Source organism: Bacteroidales bacterium (genome assembly GCA_029210725.1).
GTDB lineage: Bacteria > Bacteroidota > Bacteroidia > Bacteroidales.
Genome location: JARGFM010000012.1, coordinates 97,223 through 118,286 on the forward strand (window position 1 = coordinate 97,223; position 21,064 = coordinate 118,286).

Annotated in this window: 18 protein-coding genes; 12 read left to right on the forward strand and 6 right to left on the reverse strand. The window is 46.4% G+C overall.

Going from position 1 to position 21,064, the window contains the following annotated elements; translation table 11 throughout:
* Positions 1 to 25 precede the first annotated feature (25 nt).
* From P1P86_08590 to htpG, 5 genes are all read left to right on the forward strand, one after another.
* Positions 26 to 715, forward strand: a complete 690-nt coding sequence (locus P1P86_08590) for an RNA methyltransferase (protein MDF1575230.1) — start codon at positions 26 to 28, stop codon at positions 713 to 715.
* Positions 716 to 813: 98 nt separating this feature from the next.
* Positions 814 to 1,521: a LytTR family DNA-binding domain-containing protein gene (locus P1P86_08595; protein ID MDF1575231.1), complete on the forward strand. Its 708-nt coding sequence runs from the start codon at positions 814 to 816 to the stop codon at positions 1,519 to 1,521.
* Between the two features lie 3 nt (positions 1,522 to 1,524).
* Positions 1,525 to 2,712: an aspartate aminotransferase family protein gene (locus P1P86_08600; GenBank protein MDF1575232.1), complete on the forward strand. Its 1,188-nt coding sequence runs from the start codon at positions 1,525 to 1,527 to the stop codon at positions 2,710 to 2,712.
* A gap of 53 nt (positions 2,713 to 2,765) precedes the next feature.
* Positions 2,766 to 3,593, forward strand: coding sequence for a hypothetical protein (locus P1P86_08605; protein ID MDF1575233.1), 828 nt, complete (start codon positions 2,766 to 2,768; stop codon positions 3,591 to 3,593).
* 77 nt (positions 3,594 to 3,670) lie between these two features.
* On the forward strand, positions 3,671 to 5,722 hold the full coding sequence (gene htpG / locus P1P86_08610; GenBank protein ID MDF1575234.1) for a molecular chaperone HtpG: 2,052 nt from the start codon (positions 3,671 to 3,673) through the stop codon (positions 5,720 to 5,722).
* A gap of 2 nt (positions 5,723 to 5,724) precedes the next feature.
* Here the strand turns inward: htpG and P1P86_08615 are convergent, their stop codons facing one another.
* Positions 5,725 to 6,249 carry a hypothetical protein gene (locus P1P86_08615; protein MDF1575235.1) on the reverse strand — a complete coding sequence of 175 codons (525 nt, stop codon included), beginning with the start codon at positions 6,247 to 6,249 and terminating at the stop codon, positions 5,725 to 5,727.
* 109 nt (positions 6,250 to 6,358) lie between these two features.
* On the opposite strand from P1P86_08615, the gene P1P86_08620 reads away from it, so the two are divergent.
* A complete protein-coding gene (locus tag P1P86_08620; protein ID MDF1575236.1) occupies positions 6,359 to 7,552 on the forward strand; it encodes a pyridoxal phosphate-dependent aminotransferase in 1,194 nt (397 codons plus the stop codon).
* Positions 7,553 to 7,555: 3 nt separating this feature from the next.
* Here P1P86_08620 and P1P86_08625 read toward each other — a convergent pair whose 3' ends face one another.
* Positions 7,556 to 8,017 (reverse strand): methylglyoxal synthase, encoded by a 462-nt coding sequence (locus P1P86_08625; protein ID MDF1575237.1) that lies wholly within the window; start codon positions 8,015 to 8,017, stop codon positions 7,556 to 7,558.
* 64 nt (positions 8,018 to 8,081) lie between these two features.
* On the opposite strand from P1P86_08625, the gene mltG reads away from it, so the two are divergent.
* Positions 8,082 to 9,152, forward strand: coding sequence for an endolytic transglycosylase MltG (mltG, locus tag P1P86_08630; GenBank protein ID MDF1575238.1), 1,071 nt, complete (start codon positions 8,082 to 8,084; stop codon positions 9,150 to 9,152).
* Between the two features lie 11 nt (positions 9,153 to 9,163).
* Here the strand turns inward: mltG and murB are convergent, their stop codons facing one another.
* Positions 9,164 to 10,177: a UDP-N-acetylmuramate dehydrogenase gene (gene murB / locus P1P86_08635; protein ID MDF1575239.1), complete on the reverse strand. Its 1,014-nt coding sequence runs from the start codon at positions 10,175 to 10,177 to the stop codon at positions 9,164 to 9,166.
* 151 nt (positions 10,178 to 10,328) lie between these two features.
* Here murB and P1P86_08640 point away from each other — a divergent pair, with 151 nt between their 5' ends.
* From P1P86_08640 to P1P86_08655, 4 genes are all read left to right on the forward strand, one after another.
* Positions 10,329 to 11,534: an IS110 family transposase gene (locus P1P86_08640; protein MDF1575240.1), complete on the forward strand. Its 1,206-nt coding sequence runs from the start codon at positions 10,329 to 10,331 to the stop codon at positions 11,532 to 11,534.
* A 256-nt stretch (positions 11,535 to 11,790) separates the two neighbouring features.
* On the forward strand, positions 11,791 to 12,906 hold the full coding sequence (locus P1P86_08645; GenBank protein MDF1575241.1) for a glycosyltransferase: 1,116 nt from the start codon (positions 11,791 to 11,793) through the stop codon (positions 12,904 to 12,906).
* 46 nt (positions 12,907 to 12,952) lie between these two features.
* Positions 12,953 to 14,152 (forward strand): thioredoxin family protein, encoded by a 1,200-nt coding sequence (locus tag P1P86_08650; protein ID MDF1575242.1) that lies wholly within the window; start codon positions 12,953 to 12,955, stop codon positions 14,150 to 14,152.
* Between the two features lie 64 nt (positions 14,153 to 14,216).
* The gene (locus P1P86_08655; GenBank protein MDF1575243.1) at positions 14,217 to 14,918 is read left to right on the forward strand and encodes a hypothetical protein; all 702 of its coding nucleotides are present in this window, start codon (positions 14,217 to 14,219) and stop codon (positions 14,916 to 14,918) included.
* A 6-nt stretch (positions 14,919 to 14,924) separates the two neighbouring features.
* Here the strand turns inward: P1P86_08655 and odhB are convergent, their stop codons facing one another.
* The 3 genes from odhB to P1P86_08670 all read right to left on the reverse strand — a co-directional run bounded on the left by odhB (position 14,925) and on the right by P1P86_08670 (position 20,056).
* Positions 14,925 to 16,172, reverse strand: coding sequence for a 2-oxoglutarate dehydrogenase complex dihydrolipoyllysine-residue succinyltransferase (gene odhB / locus P1P86_08660; protein MDF1575244.1), 1,248 nt, complete (start codon positions 16,170 to 16,172; stop codon positions 14,925 to 14,927).
* A 1-nt stretch (position 16,173) separates the two neighbouring features.
* A complete protein-coding gene (locus P1P86_08665; GenBank protein MDF1575245.1) occupies positions 16,174 to 18,999 on the reverse strand; it encodes a 2-oxoglutarate dehydrogenase E1 component in 2,826 nt (941 codons plus the stop codon).
* A 64-nt stretch (positions 19,000 to 19,063) separates the two neighbouring features.
* Positions 19,064 to 20,056 carry a dihydroorotate dehydrogenase-like protein gene (locus tag P1P86_08670; protein ID MDF1575246.1) on the reverse strand — a complete coding sequence of 331 codons (993 nt, stop codon included), beginning with the start codon at positions 20,054 to 20,056 and terminating at the stop codon, positions 19,064 to 19,066.
* Positions 20,057 to 20,223: 167 nt separating this feature from the next.
* On the opposite strand from P1P86_08670, the gene P1P86_08675 reads away from it, so the two are divergent.
* Positions 20,224 to 21,063, forward strand: coding sequence for a sulfide/dihydroorotate dehydrogenase-like FAD/NAD-binding protein (locus P1P86_08675; GenBank protein MDF1575247.1), 840 nt, complete (start codon positions 20,224 to 20,226; stop codon positions 21,061 to 21,063).
* Position 21,064: the final 1 nt, after the last annotated feature.

The window sequence follows — 21,064 nt, forward strand, 5'->3', positions numbered from 1 at the left end:
CTTTTTTTTTACATAATTTTGAATTATGGACCAACTGGAACTGGACCTGATAGAGCATCTTTCGGGATGTATCACTGAAAAGAGGCTTTCCCTTTTTAAACAGGTTTTGGGAGATCGTACGCGTTACCTCACTGTATTGATTGAGGATATCTACCAGTCGCATAATGCTTCGGCAGTGCTGCGTACCTGCGATTGTAATGGAATCCAGGATGTACATATAGTGGAGGAGAATAATGAGTATGAGATCAACCGGGATGTGGCCCTTGGCTCGGAGCAGTGGCTCACTCTGCACTATTACAGGGAAGGAAGGGACAATATTTGCAAAAGTATTGATTCATTACGGAAGAATGGATACCGCATTGTGGCCACATCTCCCTACAAAGAGGGAAGCACTCCTGAGGACTTTGACCTGGAGAGGGGCAAGGCGGCCCTGATGTTCGGGACTGAACTGAACGGACTAACAGAACGGGCGCTGGAACTTGCTGACGAGTATATTCAGATTCCCATGGTTGGATTTACTGAGAGTTATAATATCTCGGTTTCCGCTGCCATTATCCTTTATTCACTCAGGAAACGCCTGGAATTATCATCACTATCATGGCGTCTGGATGAAAAGGAACGAAACCACTTGTTGCTTAAATGGTTACGCACAAGTATTAAGATGTCAAAACAGATTGAGAATAAGTTCATTAAAGAATATCGCCCCTATTTTTAGGCTCCCGGTGCATTGGATTTCCATACTTTAGTTATCTTTGATTAACAGAGGATTTCCTTAGATAAGCCTTATCCTTTGTTTGACAAAACACTATGGTGATGAATTGCATGATAATAGATGATGATACGCTTTCCAGGCGGATTATTGAGGAGTTTATCCAGAAAACCGATGGATTGGAGTTAGTGTCTTCCAGCGGGGATCCGGTCGAAGGGATCAACCTTCTTAAGAAACATGATGATATCCATTTGATCTTCCTGGATATTGAGATGCCTGAAATGACTGGAATTGAGCTTCTTAATACCCTGAAAAATCCTCCACAGATCATTATTGTATCCTCAAAAGGGAAGTATGCGGTTGATTCTTATGAGTATGATGTAACCGATTATTTGCTTAAGCCGGTGGATTATGGCCGTTTCTACAGGGCTGTTTCCAAAGCTTTTAAGCGCTTTGAGCAGATGACAGCCGAACAGATTGGTAAAGATGAAATCTTCATAAAAAAGAATGCGACTCTGGTCAAGTTGAAGTACGATGATATTCTTTGGGTTGAAGCCCTGGAAAATTATGTAATTTTCAATACCTTCTCTGATAAGTATACCATTCACTTCACTATGAAGGCCATTGAGCAGAAACTGCCGACCAATAAATTTACCCGCGTTCATCGTTCTTATATTGTAAATACCAGTTGCATCAATGTTATAGAAGATAACTCGGTGATTATTAAAGTGGAGGATGGTGCCAAATCCATCCCCATCGGAAAATCTTACAAGGAGAAATTAATGAGGGATATCAACCTGATCATTAAGTAATATATGGTTTCCAGGCGGCAGCTATTTTTCCGCTACGTGGCGCAGACATCTGAATCTTCCCTTCAGTTTGAGATCGAAAGAGCTGAAGGGATTTATTTTTATGATATCAAGGGCAAAGCCTATATCGACTTGGTTTCGGGGGTGTCCGTATCTGCTGTAGGGCACGGGAACCCGGTTGTGGTGAAAGCAGTTCAGGATCAGGCAGAGACTTATATGCACACCATGGTTTACGGGGAGTTTGTTCAATCGCCCCAGGTGGCATATGCCCAGTGGCTGACAGAGCGATTGCCCCGATGTCTTGATAATGTTTATTTTGTAAATTCGGGTAGTGAAGCCCTTGAAGGGGCCATGAAGCTGGCAAAGCGGGCCACAGGAAGAAGCGATTTTATTGCTTTTGAAAAGGCCTACCATGGGGGAACCCAGGGCGCCTTGAGTATACTCGGGGATGCGAAGGGGAGATCGGGTTATTTGCCCCTGTTGCCGGGGATCCAACATATCCGGTTCAACCATAAGGAGGACCTTGGGTTCATTCATAAGGGTGTGGCCGGCGTTATCGTGGAGCCCATTCAGGCTGAAGCAGGGATCATTGAACCATCCGGGGATTATCTGATCCAGTTACGGCGTAAGTGTGACGAGTCGGGTGCCTTGTTGATTCTGGATGAGATTCAGACGGGGATGGGAAGGACCGGAAAGTTCATGGCTTATGAACATTTTGACATTGTTCCCGATATTCTATGCCTGGCGAAGAGCTTTGGAGGAGGAATGCCTTTGGGGGCTTTTGTGGCTTCCAGGAAGCTAATGAGTAAGTTAACCTTCGATCCACCCCTGGGGCATATCACCACCTTTGGTGGCCATCCTGTATGCTGCGCGGCTGGTCTGGCAGCTCAAAAATTAATTGAGGAAGAGGGTTTGGTGGCCCGTGCTTTAAAGATGGAGCAGCGTTACCGGGGCGGGTTGAAACATCCTGTGATCAAGCGGATTAGGGGAAGAGGATTGTTTCTTGCTGTAGTGCTTGATTCGGAGATACAGGTGAGCCGCTTTATCTCCAGAGCTTTTGAGAATGGACTGATCATTGATCAGTTTTTGTTTTCAGACAATTCGTTCCGGATAGCTCCTCCGCTGATCATCTCAGATCATGAGGCCGATGAATCCATGGAACGAATTATGGCTACGCTGGATGGCCTGGCCTGACAAGAAAACGGAGTATTTTTTCGTTCGGAGTATTTTTTCGTTCATTAAGTGATATGATCAGATTTTTTGGCACTTTTTTCTTACTTTTTTTCCACCTGTCGCTTCATGCTCAGGAGCCGGCCTATCTGGAACTTGTAAAAGCGGAATCCCGGCTTCAGGGCCTTTTTAATCAACTCTATGGGGATAGTATTTCCGATAAAGAATTTCTTCTTGAAACTATAAAACTGGAGATGACCGTAGCGCTTTCCATGCCCGGTTCTCTGGATTTCCCCTGGAATCGTCTGGACAAAATAGGGGTCATACGCTCCGAGGATAAACGAATGAGGGTATTTTCCTGGCATGTGGAGGATGATAAGGACCACTACCGTTACTTTGGTCTGATTCAGATTGAACTGAAAAAGGGAAAAATCAGGCTTTACGAACTGAAGGATAACGGGAAGCCCCAGCGGGGAATGGTGAAGTATGACCAGTCGAAAACCGACTGGTATGGAAAACTCTACTACCAGGTATTAACAAACACCTACAAACGAAAGACCTTCTATACTCTTCTGGGTATGGACTTTAACAATATGCTTTCCACCATCAAGAGTGTGGAGGTGATGGTCATTCAGCGGAACGAGCCCCTGTTTGCCAGATCACTTTTTTTTAACGGCCGCGATTTCGTGGATCGGCTTGTTCTGGAGTACGCCAAGCAGGTAGCCATATCGGTTCGCTACGACCCGGGAATAGGAATGATTACCTTCGATCACCTGGCACCCTTTCATCCCATCTATGAAAACAACTTTGAGTTTTATGGACCCGACGGCTCCTTTGACGGCCTGGAATTTGAAGAAGGGCACTGGATCTACCGTGCTGATATCGATGCCAGGAATGCAGACTGACATTCCGTCAGTTTTAAGTACTTGGCATAGCCTTTGACACTTCCGTGGTCAAATGTAAAACCTAAAATAGTTGAACGATGCAGAAAGGTAAGATCAATGTTACCACAGAGAACATTTTTCCCATTATTAAGAAATTCCTGTACTCTGATCATGAGATATTCCTGCGGGAACTGATTTCAAATGCGGTTGATGCCACACAAAAGTTGAAAACACTGGCTTCAGTGGGAGATTTTAAGGGAGAACTCGGAGATCTCACTATCCGGGTCAATGTGGATAAGAAGAAGAAAATTCTTACCGTTTCAGATGCGGGAATCGGGATGACTAAGGAGGAGGTGGAGAAGTACATAAACCAGATAGCCTTCTCCAGTGCCGAAGATTTCATGGAAAAATATAAAAAGGACAGTAACGCCATTATCGGTCATTTTGGCCTTGGTTTTTACTCCTCATTTATGGTTTCAGACAAGGTTGAAATTGATACCCTATCCTGGCAGGATGGAGCCAAAGGGGTTTCATGGAGCTGTGATGGAAGCCCGGAATACAGTCTTGGGGAGAACGACAGGAAGGACCGGGGGACCACCATAAGGCTTCATCTTGACTCAGACAGTAAGGAATTTCTGGAAGAGAACAAGATCAACGAGTTGCTGGATAAGTATTGTAAGTTTCTTCCCGTAGAGATCGCATTTGGAAAGGAGAAGGAGTGGAAAGATGGTAAGGAAGTGGAGTTGGACAAAGACAGGGTGATCAATGACACCAAACCGCTATGGACCCTTCTGCCTTCAGAGGTGAAGGATAAGGATTACAACGAGTTCTACCGCAAATTGTATCCCATAGGCGACGAGCCTTTGTTCAATATTCACCTGAATGTGGACTACCCTTTCACCCTCACCGGAATCCTCTATTTCCCGCGGATCAAAAACAACATCGAGATTCAGAAAAACAAAATACAGCTTTACAGCAACCAGGTATTTGTAACCGACTCGGTGGAAGGAATTGTTCCGGAGTTTCTGACCCTCCTTCACGGGGTGCTGGATTCACCGGACATCCCCCTGAACGTTTCCAGAAGTTATCTGCAGAGCGACTCCAATGTAAAAAAGATATCATCTCATATCACCAAAAAGGTGGCCGACCGCCTGGAAGAGATCTTTAAGAATGACCGGGAGCAGTTCGAGAAGAAATGGGATGACCTGAAACTATTTATTGAGTATGGAATGCTTTCGGAGGAGAAGTTTCATGAACGTGCAGAGAAGTTTGCACTGTTGAAGAACGTAGACGGGAAGTATTTTACGCTGAAGGAGTATGAAGATTTGATCAGGGAGAAGCAGACCGATAAGAACAAGACGCTTGTTTATCTATATGCCACAGAAAAGGACGGGCAGTTCAGCTACATAGAGGCAGCAAAAGCCAAAGGATATGATGTGCTGCTGATGGATGGTCAGCTGGACACCCATTTCCTGAACCATTTGGAAACCAAGTTGAACGAGTGCAGGTTTGCACGTGTCGATTCAGAGATCGTGGACAAGCTCATTGAGAAGGATGAGACCAGGGAGTCCAAGCTGACTTCCTCCCAGGAAGCAGATCTGACTCCGGTTTTCCAGGCACATCTTCCCGGACAGGAAATGTATTATTATGTAAGTTATGAATCCCTGTCTGAAGGGGACCCTCCGGTGATGATTACCCAAAGTGAATTCATGCGCCGTATGAAAGATATGCAGGAGATGAGCGGTCAGGCCTCCATGTATGGTAATTTCCCTGATTCTTATAACCTGGTGGTGAATGCCAATCACCCTCTGGTCGGAAAGATTGTGGAGCAGACTGAAAAGAAACTTGGGAAAAAGCTGGAGGAGCTTCGCATCGAGAAAGGTGGCTTATCGGAAGAGCAGCAATTGCTGGAAAAAGCCAAAGAAGGAAAGAAGGAGGAGGAGATTCCCCAGAGTGAGAAAGACCAGATGGAAGCGGTCAACAAAAAGTTAAGCGAGCTTGAAGATAAGCGCATTGAGATGCTTAAGAAACACGGGAAGAGTCAGAAGTTAGTGAAGCAATTAATAGATCTGGCCCTGCTTGCCAATAATCAGCTTAAAGGTGAAGATCTTGCAGCCTTTGTGAAGAGGAGTGTGGAATTGATTAAATAGCCTTAGAAAAACAGCATTCTGACCTCCTGTTTCAGGAAGTCAATGGCGACCTGAGACGGGGGGTTGTTTAATTCCTGTAAACGTTCCAGGATCAGTTTACCCAGGGTGGGGGCTGAAGCATCGGGCTTTACCTCTTTGGCAGTTTCATTGACCAGATTTATCACCTGGTTTTTTGCGCCCTTTATTTTTTCCCATGCTTCGCTGCTCAGGTAGGTCTGTTGGGCAATATTATGTTCAAATTCAGAGGTGATGTTGTTGAGGAGTTCCTGCTGAAGCTGTCGGGCAGTAAAATCAGGACGGCTTACACGTATGACTATGCTTTCCGGGGATATACGTTCCAGCAAAAGGATACTGCGTTCATAAGCCTGAAGACGGACCGGAAGGATATCATCGCTTAGGTGCATATTAAATTCATTTTTTCTTCTTCGGTCCTCGTTCCTGGACCAGGTCCGGAGCATCACCATCACCGTGAGAAACACGATCAGTGCGGGTATGGTGTACTTAAGGATTTCAAGTATTACCTCCATGTTGATTTTTTTTTGAAACTTGAGCTATGCAATATTAATGCAAATTATAACGAAAAGCGTACTTTTAGACCATGAAATCTAACTGACCAACCATTAAAAAGTATTACCTATGGAACAACTTTCAGCAAGAATCAATTCCCTTTCTCCATCAGCTACCATTGCTATGAATCAAAAGGGTCGTGAATTGAAGGAAAAAGGGGTCGACGTGATCAACCTCAGTGTGGGGGAGCCCGATTTTATAACTCCGGAGCATATCAGGGAGGCTGCCAAAAATGCCATCGATGGTCCCTGGCACCACTATGCCCCTGTAGCTGGTTATCCCGATCTGCTGAAAGCCATCGTTGAGAAATTCAAACGGGAGAATAATCTGGATTACAAAACCTCCAATATCATGGTTAGTGTAGGTGCCAAGCACTCTCTGGCCAATGTGATCATGTGCCTGATCGATAAAGGGGAGGAGGTGATTGTTCCGGCTCCTTACTGGGTCAGTTATGCCGAACAGGTGAAGATTGCCGAAGGAGTGAATGTGTTTCTGGACACCACGGTGGAAGATGAGTTCAAGATCTCCCCCGGGCAACTGGAAGCGGCCATTACTCCCAAAACCAAGGCGCTGTTACTCTGTTCGCCTTCCAATCCGACCGGGAGCGTTTATACCAGGGAGGAACTGGCCGCCCTGGCCTCGGTGATAGCCCGACATCCCGGTGTTTATGTCATTGCTGATGAGATATATGAGCATATCAACTTTGTTGGTGGTCATGAGTCAATCGCACAATTTGAAGAGATCAAAGACCGCTGTATAATTATTAATGGAGTTTCCAAGGGATATGCCATGACCGGATGGAGAATCGGGTATATGGCCGGGCCCGAATGGCTGGTAAAGGCCTGCGTGAAGCTACAGGGGCAGATGACCTCCGGTGCCACCTCCATTGCCATGCGTGCTTCCCTGGAGGCGCTCACCGGTGACCAGAGCTGTGTGAAAGAAATGCGTGATGCCTTTCTTCGGCGCCGTAACCTGATCCTGGAACATGTGAACAGCATTGAAGGGGTTAAATGTGCTATTCCGGGAGGAGCTTTTTATGTTTTCCCTGACCTGAGTGCTTACCTTGGAAAATCGTTGGATGGACGGAAAATAGAGACCGATATGGACCTGTGTATTTACCTGCTCGAGGTGGGCCATATCGCCACGGTACCCGGATCTGCCTTTGGCGCCGATGGCTGTGTGAGGATCAGCTATGCCAATTCGGATGAGAATCTGGAAAAGGCCATGCAGCGGCTGAAGAAAGCGCTGGCAGCGCTCAAATAGGTCTCAGGACTGGTCAAGGTCCCTGTGGATATACAGGCTGTAATCCTTCAGGATCTTATTGTACCTGCTTTCAAAATGCGGTGAATCAATGAGGAAATCAGCAGTTGACCGGTTACTGGCTGTGGGGACATTGTAGAGTACGGAAATCCTTAACAGGGCCTTTACATCCACATCATGGGGTTGGGCAGACATTGGATCCCAGAAGAAAACCAGGATATCGATTTTTCCTTCAGAAACCAGGGCAGCCAGTTGCATATCACCTCCAAGGGGTCCCGATTTCAGTTTTATCAGTGATTGGGGAGTATTCGATTTTTCAGCCAGGGTTTCTTCAACCATCCTCCCTGTGGTGCCTGTGCAGATCAGGTGATGTTTAGCCAGTTTACCGGCATTGTAATCGACCCACTCCATGAGGTCGGCTTTGCGGTTGTCGTGTGCCACAAGGGCCACAGTCTTCACTCTATCCATAGCTCAAAGATAGCTTCTGTTGCTGAATTCTGTTACATTTGTAAGCAAAGCAAAATTTTAAGCTATGGTTAAGTTTGAAAGAAGGCGGAGCCGGCAAATGGGTAAAGCAGTGAGAATTTCCATGCTGGTGGTGTTCCTGGGACTGGTGATTATGGTACTGGTAGTGTATAAGCTCTACTCCAGGGTTTTTGTTCCCAATGTAATGCTGGATACGGAACATGAACTCTTCTACGTTCCTTCCGGTTCCAGTTTTGAAGCGGTGATTGCAGGTTTGGAGGATCAGGGGATCATCGAAAACAGTAAATCTTTTGAGTGGGTGGCCCTGAAGAAGGGATACGATACAAAGGTGAATCCTGGAAGATACAAGATCCCTAACGGGTTTACCAATAATGAACTGGTCAATATGCTGCGTTCCGGTAATCAGGACCCGGTGATGGTGGTCTTTAACAATGTGCGTACTTTGAATCACCTTTCAGGAAAAGTGTCCCAGTACCTTGAGCTGGATTCTGTAACACTTGCAACCTATCTGGGGGATAAAGAACTGCCTTCCAAATATGGGTTTGATGCAGCGGCATTTTCCTCGATGTTTATTCCGGAAACCTATGAGTTTTTTTGGAATACATCGCCGGAGGAATTTGCCGATCGTATGAAACTCGAATATGAAAGGTTCTGGGAAGGGGGCCGTGACCGGAAGGCAGAGAAGATGAAGCTGACGCGGGCAGAGGTGACAACACTGGCATCCATAGTGGATGAAGAGACCCTCTATGATGATGAAAACAGCCGGGTGGCGGGCCTGTATCTGAACCGCCTGGAACAGGGCATCCCCCTGCAGGCCGATCCTACCCTGAAATATGCACTGGGTGACTTTTCCAGGCAGCGGATCCTGAATGAGGATAAAGAGATCGAATCGTCTTACAATACCTATAAGTTCAAAGGGCTGCCGCCGGGACCCATTTCCATTCCATCTGTATCGGCCATTGACGGGGTTCTGGATTTTGAAAAGCACCGCTATTTATACATGTGTGCCAAAGCTGATTTCAGCGGTTATCATGCCTTTGCCCGGGATTACTCTCAGCACCTGAAAAATGCCAGAGAATACCAGAGGGCTTTGAATAGGAAACGAATCTATAAGTAGGCAGAAAGCTGCTAGATCACATTTATTTCGCGCTCCAGGGTGACCCCAAAAATACGATCCACATCCTCGACGATTTTTTCTGAAAAATCGAAAATATCCTGTCCGGAGGCTCCTCCGTAGTTAATGATTACCAGGGCCTGCAAGGGCCAGGTACCCACATTCCCTATCCGTTTCCCTTTCCAGCCCGCTTTCTCAATCAACCAGCCTGCAGGGATCTTCATCTGATTTCTGTTGTTTGGAAAAAAGGGAACCTCCGGATATTCCACACGGATGCAGTTGTAGATGGTTCTGTCGACCATTGGATTTTTGAAAAAACTTCCTGCATTTCCATACCGGGCCGGGTCGGGTAATTTTGCATTCCTGATGCTTGTTATGACCTTACGAAGATCCAGGGGTGTACTTCCGTTTGCCTTTGTAAACTCCTCATGGACATTTCCATATTCAAGTTGAAGATCGGGCTCCCGCTTCAATCTGAAAGCCACATGTGTAATAATATATCTCCCTGAAGTATCCCCTTTAAAAATACTGTTCCTGTAAGAAAACCGGCAGGCCTGATGATCCAGTTGAACTCGCCTGTTTTGCTGCATGTCCCAGGCCTCCAGCCATTCAAACCGGTCTTTGAGCTCTACCCCGTATGCACCGATGTTCTGTACAGGCGATGAGCCCACCGAGCCGGGGATCAGACTCAGATTTTCCAGTCCATACCAGCCCCTTTCGATGGCAGAAGCTACCCAGTGGTCCCAGTTCTCCGCGGCACCTACTCGCACCACCACTTCCTCTCCATGATCTTCCTTCAATTCGATCCCTTTCATGCCGGGTTGTATGATCAAACCTTCGAAATTGTTCCGGAACAGAATATTACTTCCCTCTCCCAGGACCAGACGGGGAATGTGGCCGGGCGCTTTATGGTCCAGCAATTCCTGCAAGGTCTCCATATCATGGGGCCTGGCAAAATGGGATGCCCTGGCATCCAGTCCAAAACTATTGAACGCTTTCAGGGATTGATTGTGGTGTATATGGATCATTGGTTTAAACATACATAAAATCATGTATAGATTATCAACAGCCAGAGTAAGATTTTACACAGGCAAATAAAAATCAAGGCCACTGCTTTACCTTTGTTATACGAGCTCGAAGCTCAGTCTCTGTTTGTTAAACTTAGAAAAACTTAAGCTTATGAAAGTCAGCGGCCTTGACGTGCATAAAGATACGATTTTTTGTGCCGTCTACGATGGGAAAAAGTATGGAGAAGTTAGGGAGTATTTAACTTTTACCGAACCCATTCAAACAATGGGGAATTATTTACATTCTGAGGGAGTTAAGAGGATAGCCATTGAAAGCACGGGTATCTATTGGATCCCGGTATGGAATATCCTTGAAAAGATGGGATTTGAGCTTATGCTTGTGAATCCCTATCTGATCAAGCAGATGCCAGGCAGGAAGAGTGATATCAAAGATGCTCAGTGGATAGCCAAGTTGCTTCATAAAGGTCTATTGCGTGGCAGCTTGGTTCCGGATAAGACCATCCGTCAGCTGCGTACTTACAGTCGTCAGTTTGTCAAAACAAGGGCCCTAATAGTCCGCTCGACGCAGGAAATGGAGCGGGCAATGGAGCTAAGCAATATCCGAATTACTTCTCTTGTAAGCCAAAACAGCGGATTAAGTGTGCTCAAGGTTGTTGAGAAAACCATAGCAGGAGAAGATACCGTGGAAGAGTTGGCCTGCTGCATCCATTCCAGGACGGTCAACGCAAAAGGAGATCTGGTTAGGTTGTCTCTGGATGGTCATATTGAGGAGCACCACCGTTTTACTCTCGCCCTTGCCTATGAACAATTTAAGCTATACACGGAGCAATCTAAGGCGTTAGAAGGAAAAATGGAAGAGATCTGTGAATTACACTTTAGCCATCAGATGGAATTACTGCAAAGCATTCCTGGAGTGGGTAAACAGGCAGCCATGCAGATTATATCAGAAACAGGCGGGAATATGGAGGCCTTTGAAAACAGCGGCAAACTTACCGGCTGGACGGGATTACGTCCAAGGAATGATGAAAGTGCCGGAAAGTATAAAAGCACAGCTACAACCCACGGTAATAAATACCTTCGAAGGATTATAGTACAATGTGCGTGGGCGGCATCCCGGACCAAAGGATCATTCTATAAAACCAAGTTTGAGCAGCTATGCATAAGAAAATCACGTAAAAAGGCCCTCATAGCTATTGCAAGAAAATTATTAACCGTAGTCTGGCATGTACTTAGTGAGGATGAGCCATTTAATCCAAAGTTTTTACCAGTATATGATCCTAAAAGGTTGCAAATGAAGGTAAACTACCATAGAAAAGAAATTGAAAAACTGGAACAGCTCGGATACACAGTTACGTAAAGGCCGGCTATATTTATGATGGAAAGGCTCACAAAAGTATTTGTGGGCAACCTCGACATTAAACAGGTCAATTGAATTTTAAGCACACAGGCATAGGTTAATACCAGCTTCTGGTCAAACCTGCAGAGGAAATTCGTTCGCCAAAACGCAAAAAAAACTATGGCATATCATATTATGGATTTATAGAGGAAATATAGCAATGATTTGTTCCGCTGCCATCACTCTAATTCCTATCTTTAAATTTTCAGGCATAATCTTGAAACGGGCCTATATATCGGTGATTAATGATCTGGCAACTGATCAGCGCATCAGCCGGGTGGCAAAGCTCCTGGCCGGGCAGGGATTTGAAGTTACCTGCATTGGCCGCAGACTCCCGCAGAGTCCCGATCTGCTCCACAGTCCCTTTAGATTACGGCGATACCGGATGCTGTTTACTGGCGGCCCTCTGTTATATACCTTTTTTAACCTGAGGTTATTAATAACGCTCTTACTTGCAAGGAAACCGGAACTTCTGGTTTCCAACGATCTGGATACTCTGCCGGCTAATTTCATTGTCAGCAGGATACGGAGAGTGCCCCTGATTTATGATAGTCATGAACTGTTTACCCAGGTTCCAGAACTGATCCAAAGGAAAAGGGTCCAGTCGATCTGGAAATGGATCGAGAGAATGATGCTGCCAAAGCTCAGGTATGCAGTTACGGTCAATTATTCCATAGCAACCATCTACCGGCGTTTATACGGAACCCGCTTCAGGGTGGTCAGAAATGTCCCGGAAAGGCTTAAACATACTCCCTTACAGAAAATCAAAGGGAAGCAGAGGCAGAGAATCATTTATCAGGGTTCCCTGAATGTAGGACGGGGTCTGGAATTGATGATTGATGCCATGCAATACCTGGATCATGTTCTTTTTCTGGTGGTTGGTTCTGGAGATATTGAAAATATCCTCATGCAAAGGGTGGCACAAAAGCAACTGGGCGACCGGGTTGAATTCAGGGGAAGAGTTGCGCCTGAAGATCTTCTTCTGCTAACCTGCCAGTCTGATCTCGGGATATCCCTGGAGGAGGATCTGGGATTAAGTTATCGTTATTCGCTTCCCAATAAGTTATTCGATTATATTCAGTGCGGGATACCTGTGCTCTGTTCTGCACTCCCGGAGATGAGCCGGATCGTGGATTCTTACGGTATCGGGATTACTACCAAGGAACGGGATCCGGAAAAACTGGCAGCCATCATCAGGTATATGCTGATAGAGAGGTCCGGAGGTGCCTGGAAGGAGGCGCTTCAAATTGCCGCTTCTGATCTGTGTTGGGAGAATGAGTCGAAAGTTTACCTCGAGCTATTGAAAGATTGCGGTGTTTTGAGTTGTATCTGATAACAATTGGTACACATATTCGTTATAGTCTCAAATCCCTTATTATATGAAGACAATAACCAACATCCTCTTATTGCTTCTTTTTCTTACTCCCGGGATCCTGGACGCGCAGGTTGAGTTTACTGAAATCAGAACAGCGGAGGAGATGAAAGCTGCGCAAAAAAAGGCATCGGACCAGATGTTGATGTTATTTGTAGATGTTTACGCTTCCTGGTGCGGTCCCTGCAAGATCATGGACCGGGAGGTCTATACCGACTCTTCCGTGGCTGACTATATGAATGCTCATTATGTAAGTGTCAGGATGGATGGTGAATCAGATTATGGACGTATCTATGCTTCGGAGCAGAAGCTGGAGGGCTATCCCAGTATGTTTATTTTCAGTGATGATGGTGAGCGGGTAAGTAAGATTGTGGGGTTCACTCCTCCTTTAGAGCTGATTAGCTCATTAATGGCAGCTAATGAAGGATATAAAAAAGTCAAGATTTACAGGGCCGCCTACCTGAAAGGTTCTCTGGAGGATGAAGGATTTGCAGACTATATTTCCGTGTTGCGCGAAATGGGAGACCAGGAAAAGGCTGAAGAGCTTGCTTCTGAATACGTCGAAAAAGTAATAAAATCAAAGGCCAGGCTATCGGATAATGATATCAGGGTAATGGCTTTTTACATGGATCAGGACGATGCGTGGTGGGAGGGTTTCGCCTCGGATGCAGAACGACTGAGACAGGTACTGAAAGAGGACTATATGCTGGCCATGGAGAAGATTTATAATAATACCCTGGTAAAAGCCGTGGAGGAGGAACGCATCGACCTGGTTAGTAAGATGGCCAACGAACTTGCTCCATTGGTGGAAAAAGAGAGCGGAGCCTGGGATCTGAGGTCGCTTCCTTTCATTCAATACTATTACTATACAGACAATACCAGTGAACTGATCGCCTATGTAGATCAGCGATTTGCAACGGATCGGAAGAATGATCACCGGTGGCTTTATAGTGCCGCATCGCAGATCACAGACATGGATCAGCAATATCAGACGGAACTTTTATTGAAGAAAGAGCTTGAGTGGTATGCGAAGTGTATTGAACTGGAGGAGCATTTTGATTACTTTTTCTATCAGGGGATGGTTCACTTCTTTCTTCAGGACAGGGAAGAGGCAAAGTCCTCTTTTGTGAAAGCTGAATCCATGGCCTCTACCCGGGAGCAAAAGGAGATGGTTGCCCAGGTCATGGGTTTTATCAATAACAGGTAGACTGTTATTTTGTGATGTGGAAGGGAACAGTTACTTTTGGTTCTTAAATTAATACGGTCCACTTATGAAAGCAGTTTCAAGCCTGTCCGCCTTATTCCTGGCAGCAATTCTCAGCTCCTGTGCCGGAAATCTTAACGATTTGGATCGCAGAGGATTAAAGGGAAAGGTAAAGGCGACCAATGAGTTTCAGTGTGATGCTACCTATGAGAATGAGAAGTGGGTGGCCGGTACGGATTGTGCCAATGGCTACCGAGTAGTGGAGTATGACGAGGAAGGGAACTATATACAGGCTATGAGTATGAGTGATTGTGGCGATACGACTAACCTTTCTACGGTAAGACGAGAGAATGGAGAACTGGTCGAAGAGTCCTATTTTACCAGGTTTCAGATGACTCCAAAACACTCCAGGATGGTCCTTTTTTCCCGCACAGTCATGGACAGGGTTTCAGAAGATCAGATTAATTATGAAGTCTGGCAGGAAGACAGGCTCACTTTTGAAGGATCCACTTACTACGATTCAAAGGGGAGGATTGAGCGGCAGGTGCAGGTTGTGAATAACCGGGAGGTCATTGTCCACCATATTTACGAAAAGAACCTGCTTGTAGAAATGTACCAACAGGAGCTCGATGGTTCCAGATCTGCAACACAGCAATACGAATACAGCGAGTTTGATGATCATGGGAACTGGACCCTCCGGCTGGTCTATAACGGGGAAGAAAAGATCACTCCGGAGATGGCCATCACCCGTGTGCTGGAATACTATTAGCCGCTTCTAAAGCTCCAGCAGAAACTGCTCGGGCGATTGTTCGCCAAAGATCAGTCGGGCCGGCTCTTCAAGCAACTCTTTCACAGTCTTCAGGAAGCCCACAGAATCCTTGCCGTCGATGACACGGTGGTCATAACTGAGGGCTATGTACATCATAGGTCTGATTTCCACTTTTCCATAAATGGCTACCGGCCTTTCCAGAATATTGTGCATTCCCAGGATTCCGGATTGAGGTGGATTCAGGATAGGAGTGGATAGCATGGATCCATAGAAGCCCCCGTTGGAAATGGTAAAGGTACCCCCACTCATTTCCTCTATACTGAGTCGCGCTTTTCGGGCCCGGGCAGCCATATCGGCAATATGTTGTTCCAGCTGGGCCATGCTCATTAGCTCTGTATTCCTGATAACCGGAACCATCAATCCTTTATCTGTCTGAACTGCGATACCGATATCACAATAGCCGGGGGTGACTACTTCTTCTCCATCCAGGTAAGAGTTTACAGCAGGAAATTGTTGCAGGGCCTGTGTGACTGCCTTTGCGAAAAAGGACATGAACCCAAGCTTCAAACCATGTTTCTGGACAAAAGTTTCCTGGTATTTTTTCCGAATGGCCATGATGGCACTCATATCAGCCTCGTTGAAGGTGGTGAGCATCGCTGTTTCATTCTTGACACTTACCAGTCTTTCGGAAATTTTTTTTCTGAGCTGGCTTATCTTCTTGCGCTCCTCTTCCCTGGAGGCCGTCATGTTTTTCCCGGGAACATGGACTCCGGCGCTATGCTGCATCACCCTTTTTACATCTCCTGCACTGATCTTTCTTAAGCCCTGAATGATATCATCCACCGACAGTCCTTCCTGATCCATCATTTGCTTGGCCACCGGGGTCACTTTCACCTGCTGCTGATCAGAAGCTGGAGTATCCGGCTTTTTTGTCTTTTCAGGCTCTTTCGCCGGTGCTTTTACGGACGTTTCTGTCGTGGTTTCTACTGGCGTTTCTGCCGGTTTGCCCGGAACTTCCACACTGGTATCAATGGAGGCAACCACTACACCTACCCGGACAGTTTCTCCCTCCTGTACCAGGATTTTTAGTTTTCCGGACTCACTGGCAATCAGGGGAAGGGTCGCCTTTTCCGATTCAATTTCGCCAATCTCCTGGTTTTTTGAAACCAGAGTACCATCCTCCACAAACCAGGATGTCAGGTCAACTTCTGTTATGGATTCTCCGGGACTGGGTATTTTTATCTCCAGGGCCATTTTACTTTGTTTTGGGTTTCTCTTTTTCGAAATAGTAATGTTGGTTCAATATCTCGGTCCGTGAGCTTCCGATCACACATTGCAGCCCACAGTAGACATTCAGGAGTTCGCAGGTACACTCCCGGAATACTTTATCAATAATCTCCTTCTGACTGATTTCATGCAGCTTGAAAAGTCCGGTTGCCGGACTGCCGGAAGGCTGCCGGGTCACCGGGATCACCTCTGTTTTTTTCAAGGCATTCCGGATGTAATACCAGGCTCCCATGTTCTCCGGCTCTTCCTGGACCCAGAGGGTGAGCATGTTGTTCTTGTATTTTTTCAGAATCCTCTGAATCTCCTTATCGGGGAAGGGGAAGATCTGATCCAGGCGGATCAATGCAATATCCCTGGCTCCCAGTAATTGTTTTCGCGCCAGGAGATCATAGTAGATTTTGCCACTGCACAGCACCACTCTACGAACCTCTTCCAGATCGTTATCGGAATCGTCAACGACCGGCATGAATTTTCCATGTTCCAGTTCATCCAGTGTGGAAATGCAGAGAGGATGACGGAGCAGGCTTTTTGGTGTGAAAACCACCAGGGGGACCCGTGACGCTTTCTTCATGTGGTTTCGCAGGGCATGGAACAAGTTGGCTGGAGAGGTCGGGTTGATAATATGCATATTACATCCGGCAGCCAGGCTAAGAAACCTTTCGATCCGGGCACTGGAATGCTCGGGCCCCTGCCCTTCAAACCCGTGAGGAAGGTAGAGAACCAGTCCATTCATCACCCCCCATTTCTCTTCAGCACTTGAAATATACTGGTCCAGTATGACCTGGGCAACATTAACAAAGTCTCCAAACTGGGCTTCCCAGATGACCAGGTTATTTGGGCCGGACATCGCATAGCCGTATTCAAAGCCCAGGACCCCGTACTCATTCAACGGGGAGTTAAAAATCTGAAAGGGTGCCTGCTTATCATCCAGATACTTCAGGGGGAAATAGATTTCGGTGGTATCCTCCATGACCATGCCGGCATGCCGGTGAGAGAAGGTCCCCCTGATCGAATCCTGACCACTGATTCTTACCGGATGGTTCTCCAGCAGCAGGGAACCATAGGCCAGCAATTCCCCCAGGGCCCAATCCACCCGGTTTTCTTTGATCATGGCGGCCCGGTCCTCTATCAGTTTTATGGATTTCCGGAAGAAGACCAAATCCTCGGGCAAAGTGAGTAATTTCCGGGCAATGCGTTTCAGGGTTGAACCCGGAACCCCTGTTTCTACAGGTTCTTCAAAATCACTCAGGGAGGCATAGCTTAGTCCTTCCCATTGCGCTTCCAGAAATTGCTGAATGCTTACTTTCTTCTCTTTTCTGGCTGCATCCAGCTGCTTTTCCAAAAGAGAGTCAAAATCAGCTTCGGCCTTGCTGATATCTGTATGGCTCAGCACTCCCTGCCGGAGGAGCTCCTGCTTATAAAGATCTCTGGGGTTGGGATGACTGGCAATGGCCTCGTAAAGAGTAGGTTGTGTAAAGCGAGGCTCATCTCCTTCGTTATGGCCATACTTACGGTAGGCCAGTATATCGATAAAAACATCCGAATGAAACAGCTGCCGGTATTCAATGGCCATTCGCATAACGTGGATCAATCCTTCCACATCATCACCATTGACATGCCAGATTGGAGCTTTGATTACTTTGCCAACGTCGGTGCAGTAGGTGCTGGAGCGTCCATCGAGGTAATTGGTGGTAAATCCCACCTGGTTATTGATGACCAGGTGGATGGTTCCTCCCGTCTTGTATCCGTCCAGCTCCGACATCTGGACTACTTCATAGACTACTCCCTGGCCTGCGATAGCGGCATCTCCATGAATGATAATGGGTACCAGCCTGTGATTGTCCCCTTCATAAATATGATCGATCCGTGCCCTGGATACACCTTCAATGACAGGGGAGGAAGATTCCAGGTGCGATGGATTGGGAACGATATTGAGCACTACTTCTTTCCCCTGGCTGGTCCTTACGGTATTGCTGTAACCCAGATGGTATTTTACGTCACCCAGGCTGATCCGCTCCTCATAAGATTCCCCTTCAAACTCTTTAAAGATGTTTTGTGCCGGTTTTTTCAGAACATTGGCCAGTACATTGAGCCTGCCTCTGTGTGCCATCCCAATATTCAGTTCCTGTACGCCAAGCTCCGCTCCCTTGTCCACCAGGTCGTTCAGTGCCGCCACCAGTATTTCTGCTCCTTCCAGGGAGAATCGCTTCTGTCCTACAAACTTATTATGTATGAATTTTTCAAATCCCACTGCTTCAACGAGGTGATGATATATCTTTCTCTTTTCTTCCGTGGTGAAGACGGTCCGGTTCTTTCCCTGTTCGATGTGTGTTGTCAGCCAGCTGGTCTTTTCAGGAATGCGAATGAACTTATATTCGGATCCAATATGACCGCAATAGGTTTGCTTCAGATAATCCACGATATCCCGCAGGGTTGCTTTCCCGCAACCAATCTCCTTTCCGGCCCAATATGCGGTATCCAGGTTCTCATCGGACAGACCATAGTTCTCGAGATCGAGGGTAGGAAAGTATTTTCTGCGGGTACGTACAGGATTGGTTTCGGTGAATAAGTGACCCCTTTTCCGATACCCGTTGATCAGGTTCAGAACCTTAAACTCTTCGTCAAAAGTGAGGGACTCCGATTCGGGGTGACTGTAATCTCTTCTGGCCAGGTCGAAACCCTGGAAAAAGTGGTGCCAGCTTGGATCCACTGAATCGGGATTATCCCTGTATTTCCGGTAAAGTTCTTCAATGGCCTCGGTGTTGAGACTCTGCAAAAACGATAAATCGTCCATATGCCGCCGGTACAAATTTTAAAAGTAACAACCTGGCGCTGGAATTGTTGCTTACCAGGTCCTGTTATCTTATCTCACTGAAGTGTTTCATGAACTGCATCCTTTCAAATGCAGCTGGATCAGCTCCGTATTTCCTGGATATCTTCCCCCTGAACTGCTCCAGTGAATCGAATCCTTGTCCGGTCATCCATTGATCCACTCTGGACAACATCCTGCCGATTTGCTCCGGACCATTTTTATAAAGGGTCGATACCACCTGAACAGCATTTGCTCCGGCAAGTAACATCTTGATCAGATCTTCCCCATTGTGAATGCCCGTAGATGCTGCAATATGAATATTAACCCTTTCCGAAAGGATGGCAACCCACCGGAGTGTTTCATACTGTTCTACCGGTGAAGAAAACAAGCGGGGTTTGGCAAGCTCCATTTTCTGGATGTCAATGTCGGGGGCATAGAACCTGTTAAACATCACCAGACCAGCAACACCCGTTTCGCTCAGGGCCTTTACCGAGAGGCCCAGGCGGGTGAAATATTTACTTATCTTCAGGGAAACAGGGATCGTTACAGTCGTGAGCACTTTCTCGATGATCCTGAAATAGGCTCTTTCAAATTCTTTATTCTTAAAATCGGCGGGGTTCAGGAAAATATTGAGCTCGAGGGCATTGGCACCTGCCTCTTCCATCTTCCTGGTAAAATGAATCCAGTCTTCCGTGGAGATGCAGTTGATACTGCCAATAATCGGGATGGAGACTGCCTTTTTTGCATCTCTGATCAACTGCAGATATGTTCCGAGGTTGTTTTCACGAATGTGAAGGTCGAGGTAATCAAGTGTTTCCGATAATCCTGAGTAGATCATCGGTTTTTTTTTCGCTGCTTTCAGCAGCTCTTTCTCCTCCAGCAGGATTTCCTCTTCGAATATGGATTTAAGTACCACGGCACCTGCTCCATGCTTTTCCATGGATACTATGCCGTCAAGGGTACCGGTCAGACCACTGCTCCCTGCAATGATTGGATTTTTAAGCTCCATCCCCAGGTACGATGTTCTCAGGTCTTTCATATATGGATATTCATTGATTCGCCAATAGTAAAAGTATAAAAAACAGAACCAGCCCAGGCATTATTTTTTTTATTCTTTATAACATGTAGTTGACAAATAGCACCGGAAATGATCTTTTTTTCATGTATTATTATGATCCGGATAGCACCCTGAAAAAACAATAAAGAATGAGCAGAATAATCGAAAAGGAATATTTTTCTGAGGCTGTAGTGCGACTTGTTATTGAAGCCCCTCATATTGCTAAAAGCAGGAAAGCGGGGCATTTTGTGATTGTGAAGACCGGTGAAAAAGGCGAACGCATCCCGCTGACCATTGCAGCTGCAGATGTGGTAAATGGAACCATTACCCTGATCATTCAGAAGGTAGGTGTTACATCTGCCAAACTTTGTGAACTGGCGGTAGGTGATGAAATCACTGATGTGGTGGGCCCCCTGGGCTTACCCACCCATATTGAAAACGTAGGAACCGTGCTGGCATCTGGCGGGGGGGTAGGTGTGGCACCACTGCTGCCCATTGTAGAGGCCTTTAAACAGGCAGGCAACCGGGTAATAACCGTTCTGGCAGCCAGGAAAAAGGAGTTGATTATTCTGGAAGAGCAGATACGGGAACATTCCGACGAAGTAATTATCATGACCGATGACGGTTCTTATGGAAAAAAGGGATTAGTAACCAAGGGAATGGAGGAGGTCATTCTGAGTGAGAAGGTTGATCTGGCAGTGACCGTGGGACCGGCTGTCATGATGAAATTTGCCACCCTCTTAACAGGAAAATATCATATTCCCACGGTGGCTAGTCTGAATACATTGATGGTTGATGGGACCGGAATGTGTGGTGCCTGCCGGGTATCGGTAGGAGGAGAAACTAAATTTGTTTGTGTGGATGGCCCGGAGTTTAACGCCCATGAAGTGGACTTTGATGAAATGCTCCTCAGATTAAATTCCTATAAGCCCTCCGAAACAGAAGCTTATGAAAGTTACCTGAGAAAGCACCCCAAATCGATGCAGTGAA

What these genes read in the sequence shown, in the direction of transcription:
- P1P86_08590 (MDF1575230.1), top strand. Translation starts at nt 26, where the DNA reads ATGGACCAACTGGAACTGGACCTGATAGAGCATCTTTCGGGATGTATC.
- P1P86_08595 (MDF1575231.1), top strand. Translation starts at nt 814, where the DNA reads ATGAATTGCATGATAATAGATGATGATACGCTTTCCAGGCGGATTATT.
- P1P86_08600 (MDF1575232.1), top strand. Translation starts at nt 1,525, where the DNA reads ATGGTTTCCAGGCGGCAGCTATTTTTCCGCTACGTGGCGCAGACATCT.
- P1P86_08605 (MDF1575233.1), top strand. Translation starts at nt 2,766, where the DNA reads ATGATCAGATTTTTTGGCACTTTTTTCTTACTTTTTTTCCACCTGTCG.
- htpG (MDF1575234.1), top strand. Translation starts at nt 3,671, where the DNA reads ATGCAGAAAGGTAAGATCAATGTTACCACAGAGAACATTTTTCCCATT.
- P1P86_08615 (MDF1575235.1), bottom strand. Translation starts at nt 6,249, where the DNA reads ATGGAGGTAATACTTGAAATCCTTAAGTACACCATACCCGCACTGATC.
- P1P86_08620 (MDF1575236.1), top strand. Translation starts at nt 6,359, where the DNA reads ATGGAACAACTTTCAGCAAGAATCAATTCCCTTTCTCCATCAGCTACC.
- P1P86_08625 (MDF1575237.1), bottom strand. Translation starts at nt 8,017, where the DNA reads ATGGATAGAGTGAAGACTGTGGCCCTTGTGGCACACGACAACCGCAAA.
- mltG (MDF1575238.1), top strand. Translation starts at nt 8,082, where the DNA reads ATGGTTAAGTTTGAAAGAAGGCGGAGCCGGCAAATGGGTAAAGCAGTG.
- murB (MDF1575239.1), bottom strand. Translation starts at nt 10,177, where the DNA reads ATGATCCATATACACCACAATCAATCCCTGAAAGCGTTCAATAGTTTT.
- P1P86_08640 (MDF1575240.1), top strand. Translation starts at nt 10,329, where the DNA reads ATGAAAGTCAGCGGCCTTGACGTGCATAAAGATACGATTTTTTGTGCC.
- P1P86_08650 (MDF1575242.1), top strand. Translation starts at nt 12,953, where the DNA reads ATGAAGACAATAACCAACATCCTCTTATTGCTTCTTTTTCTTACTCCC.
- P1P86_08655 (MDF1575243.1), top strand. Translation starts at nt 14,217, where the DNA reads ATGAAAGCAGTTTCAAGCCTGTCCGCCTTATTCCTGGCAGCAATTCTC.
- odhB (MDF1575244.1), bottom strand. Translation starts at nt 16,172, where the DNA reads ATGGCCCTGGAGATAAAAATACCCAGTCCCGGAGAATCCATAACAGAA.
- P1P86_08665 (MDF1575245.1), bottom strand. Translation starts at nt 18,999, where the DNA reads ATGGACGATTTATCGTTTTTGCAGAGTCTCAACACCGAGGCCATTGAA.
- P1P86_08670 (MDF1575246.1), bottom strand. Translation starts at nt 20,056, where the DNA reads ATGAAAGACCTGAGAACATCGTACCTGGGGATGGAGCTTAAAAATCCA.
- P1P86_08675 (MDF1575247.1), top strand. Translation starts at nt 20,224, where the DNA reads ATGAGCAGAATAATCGAAAAGGAATATTTTTCTGAGGCTGTAGTGCGA.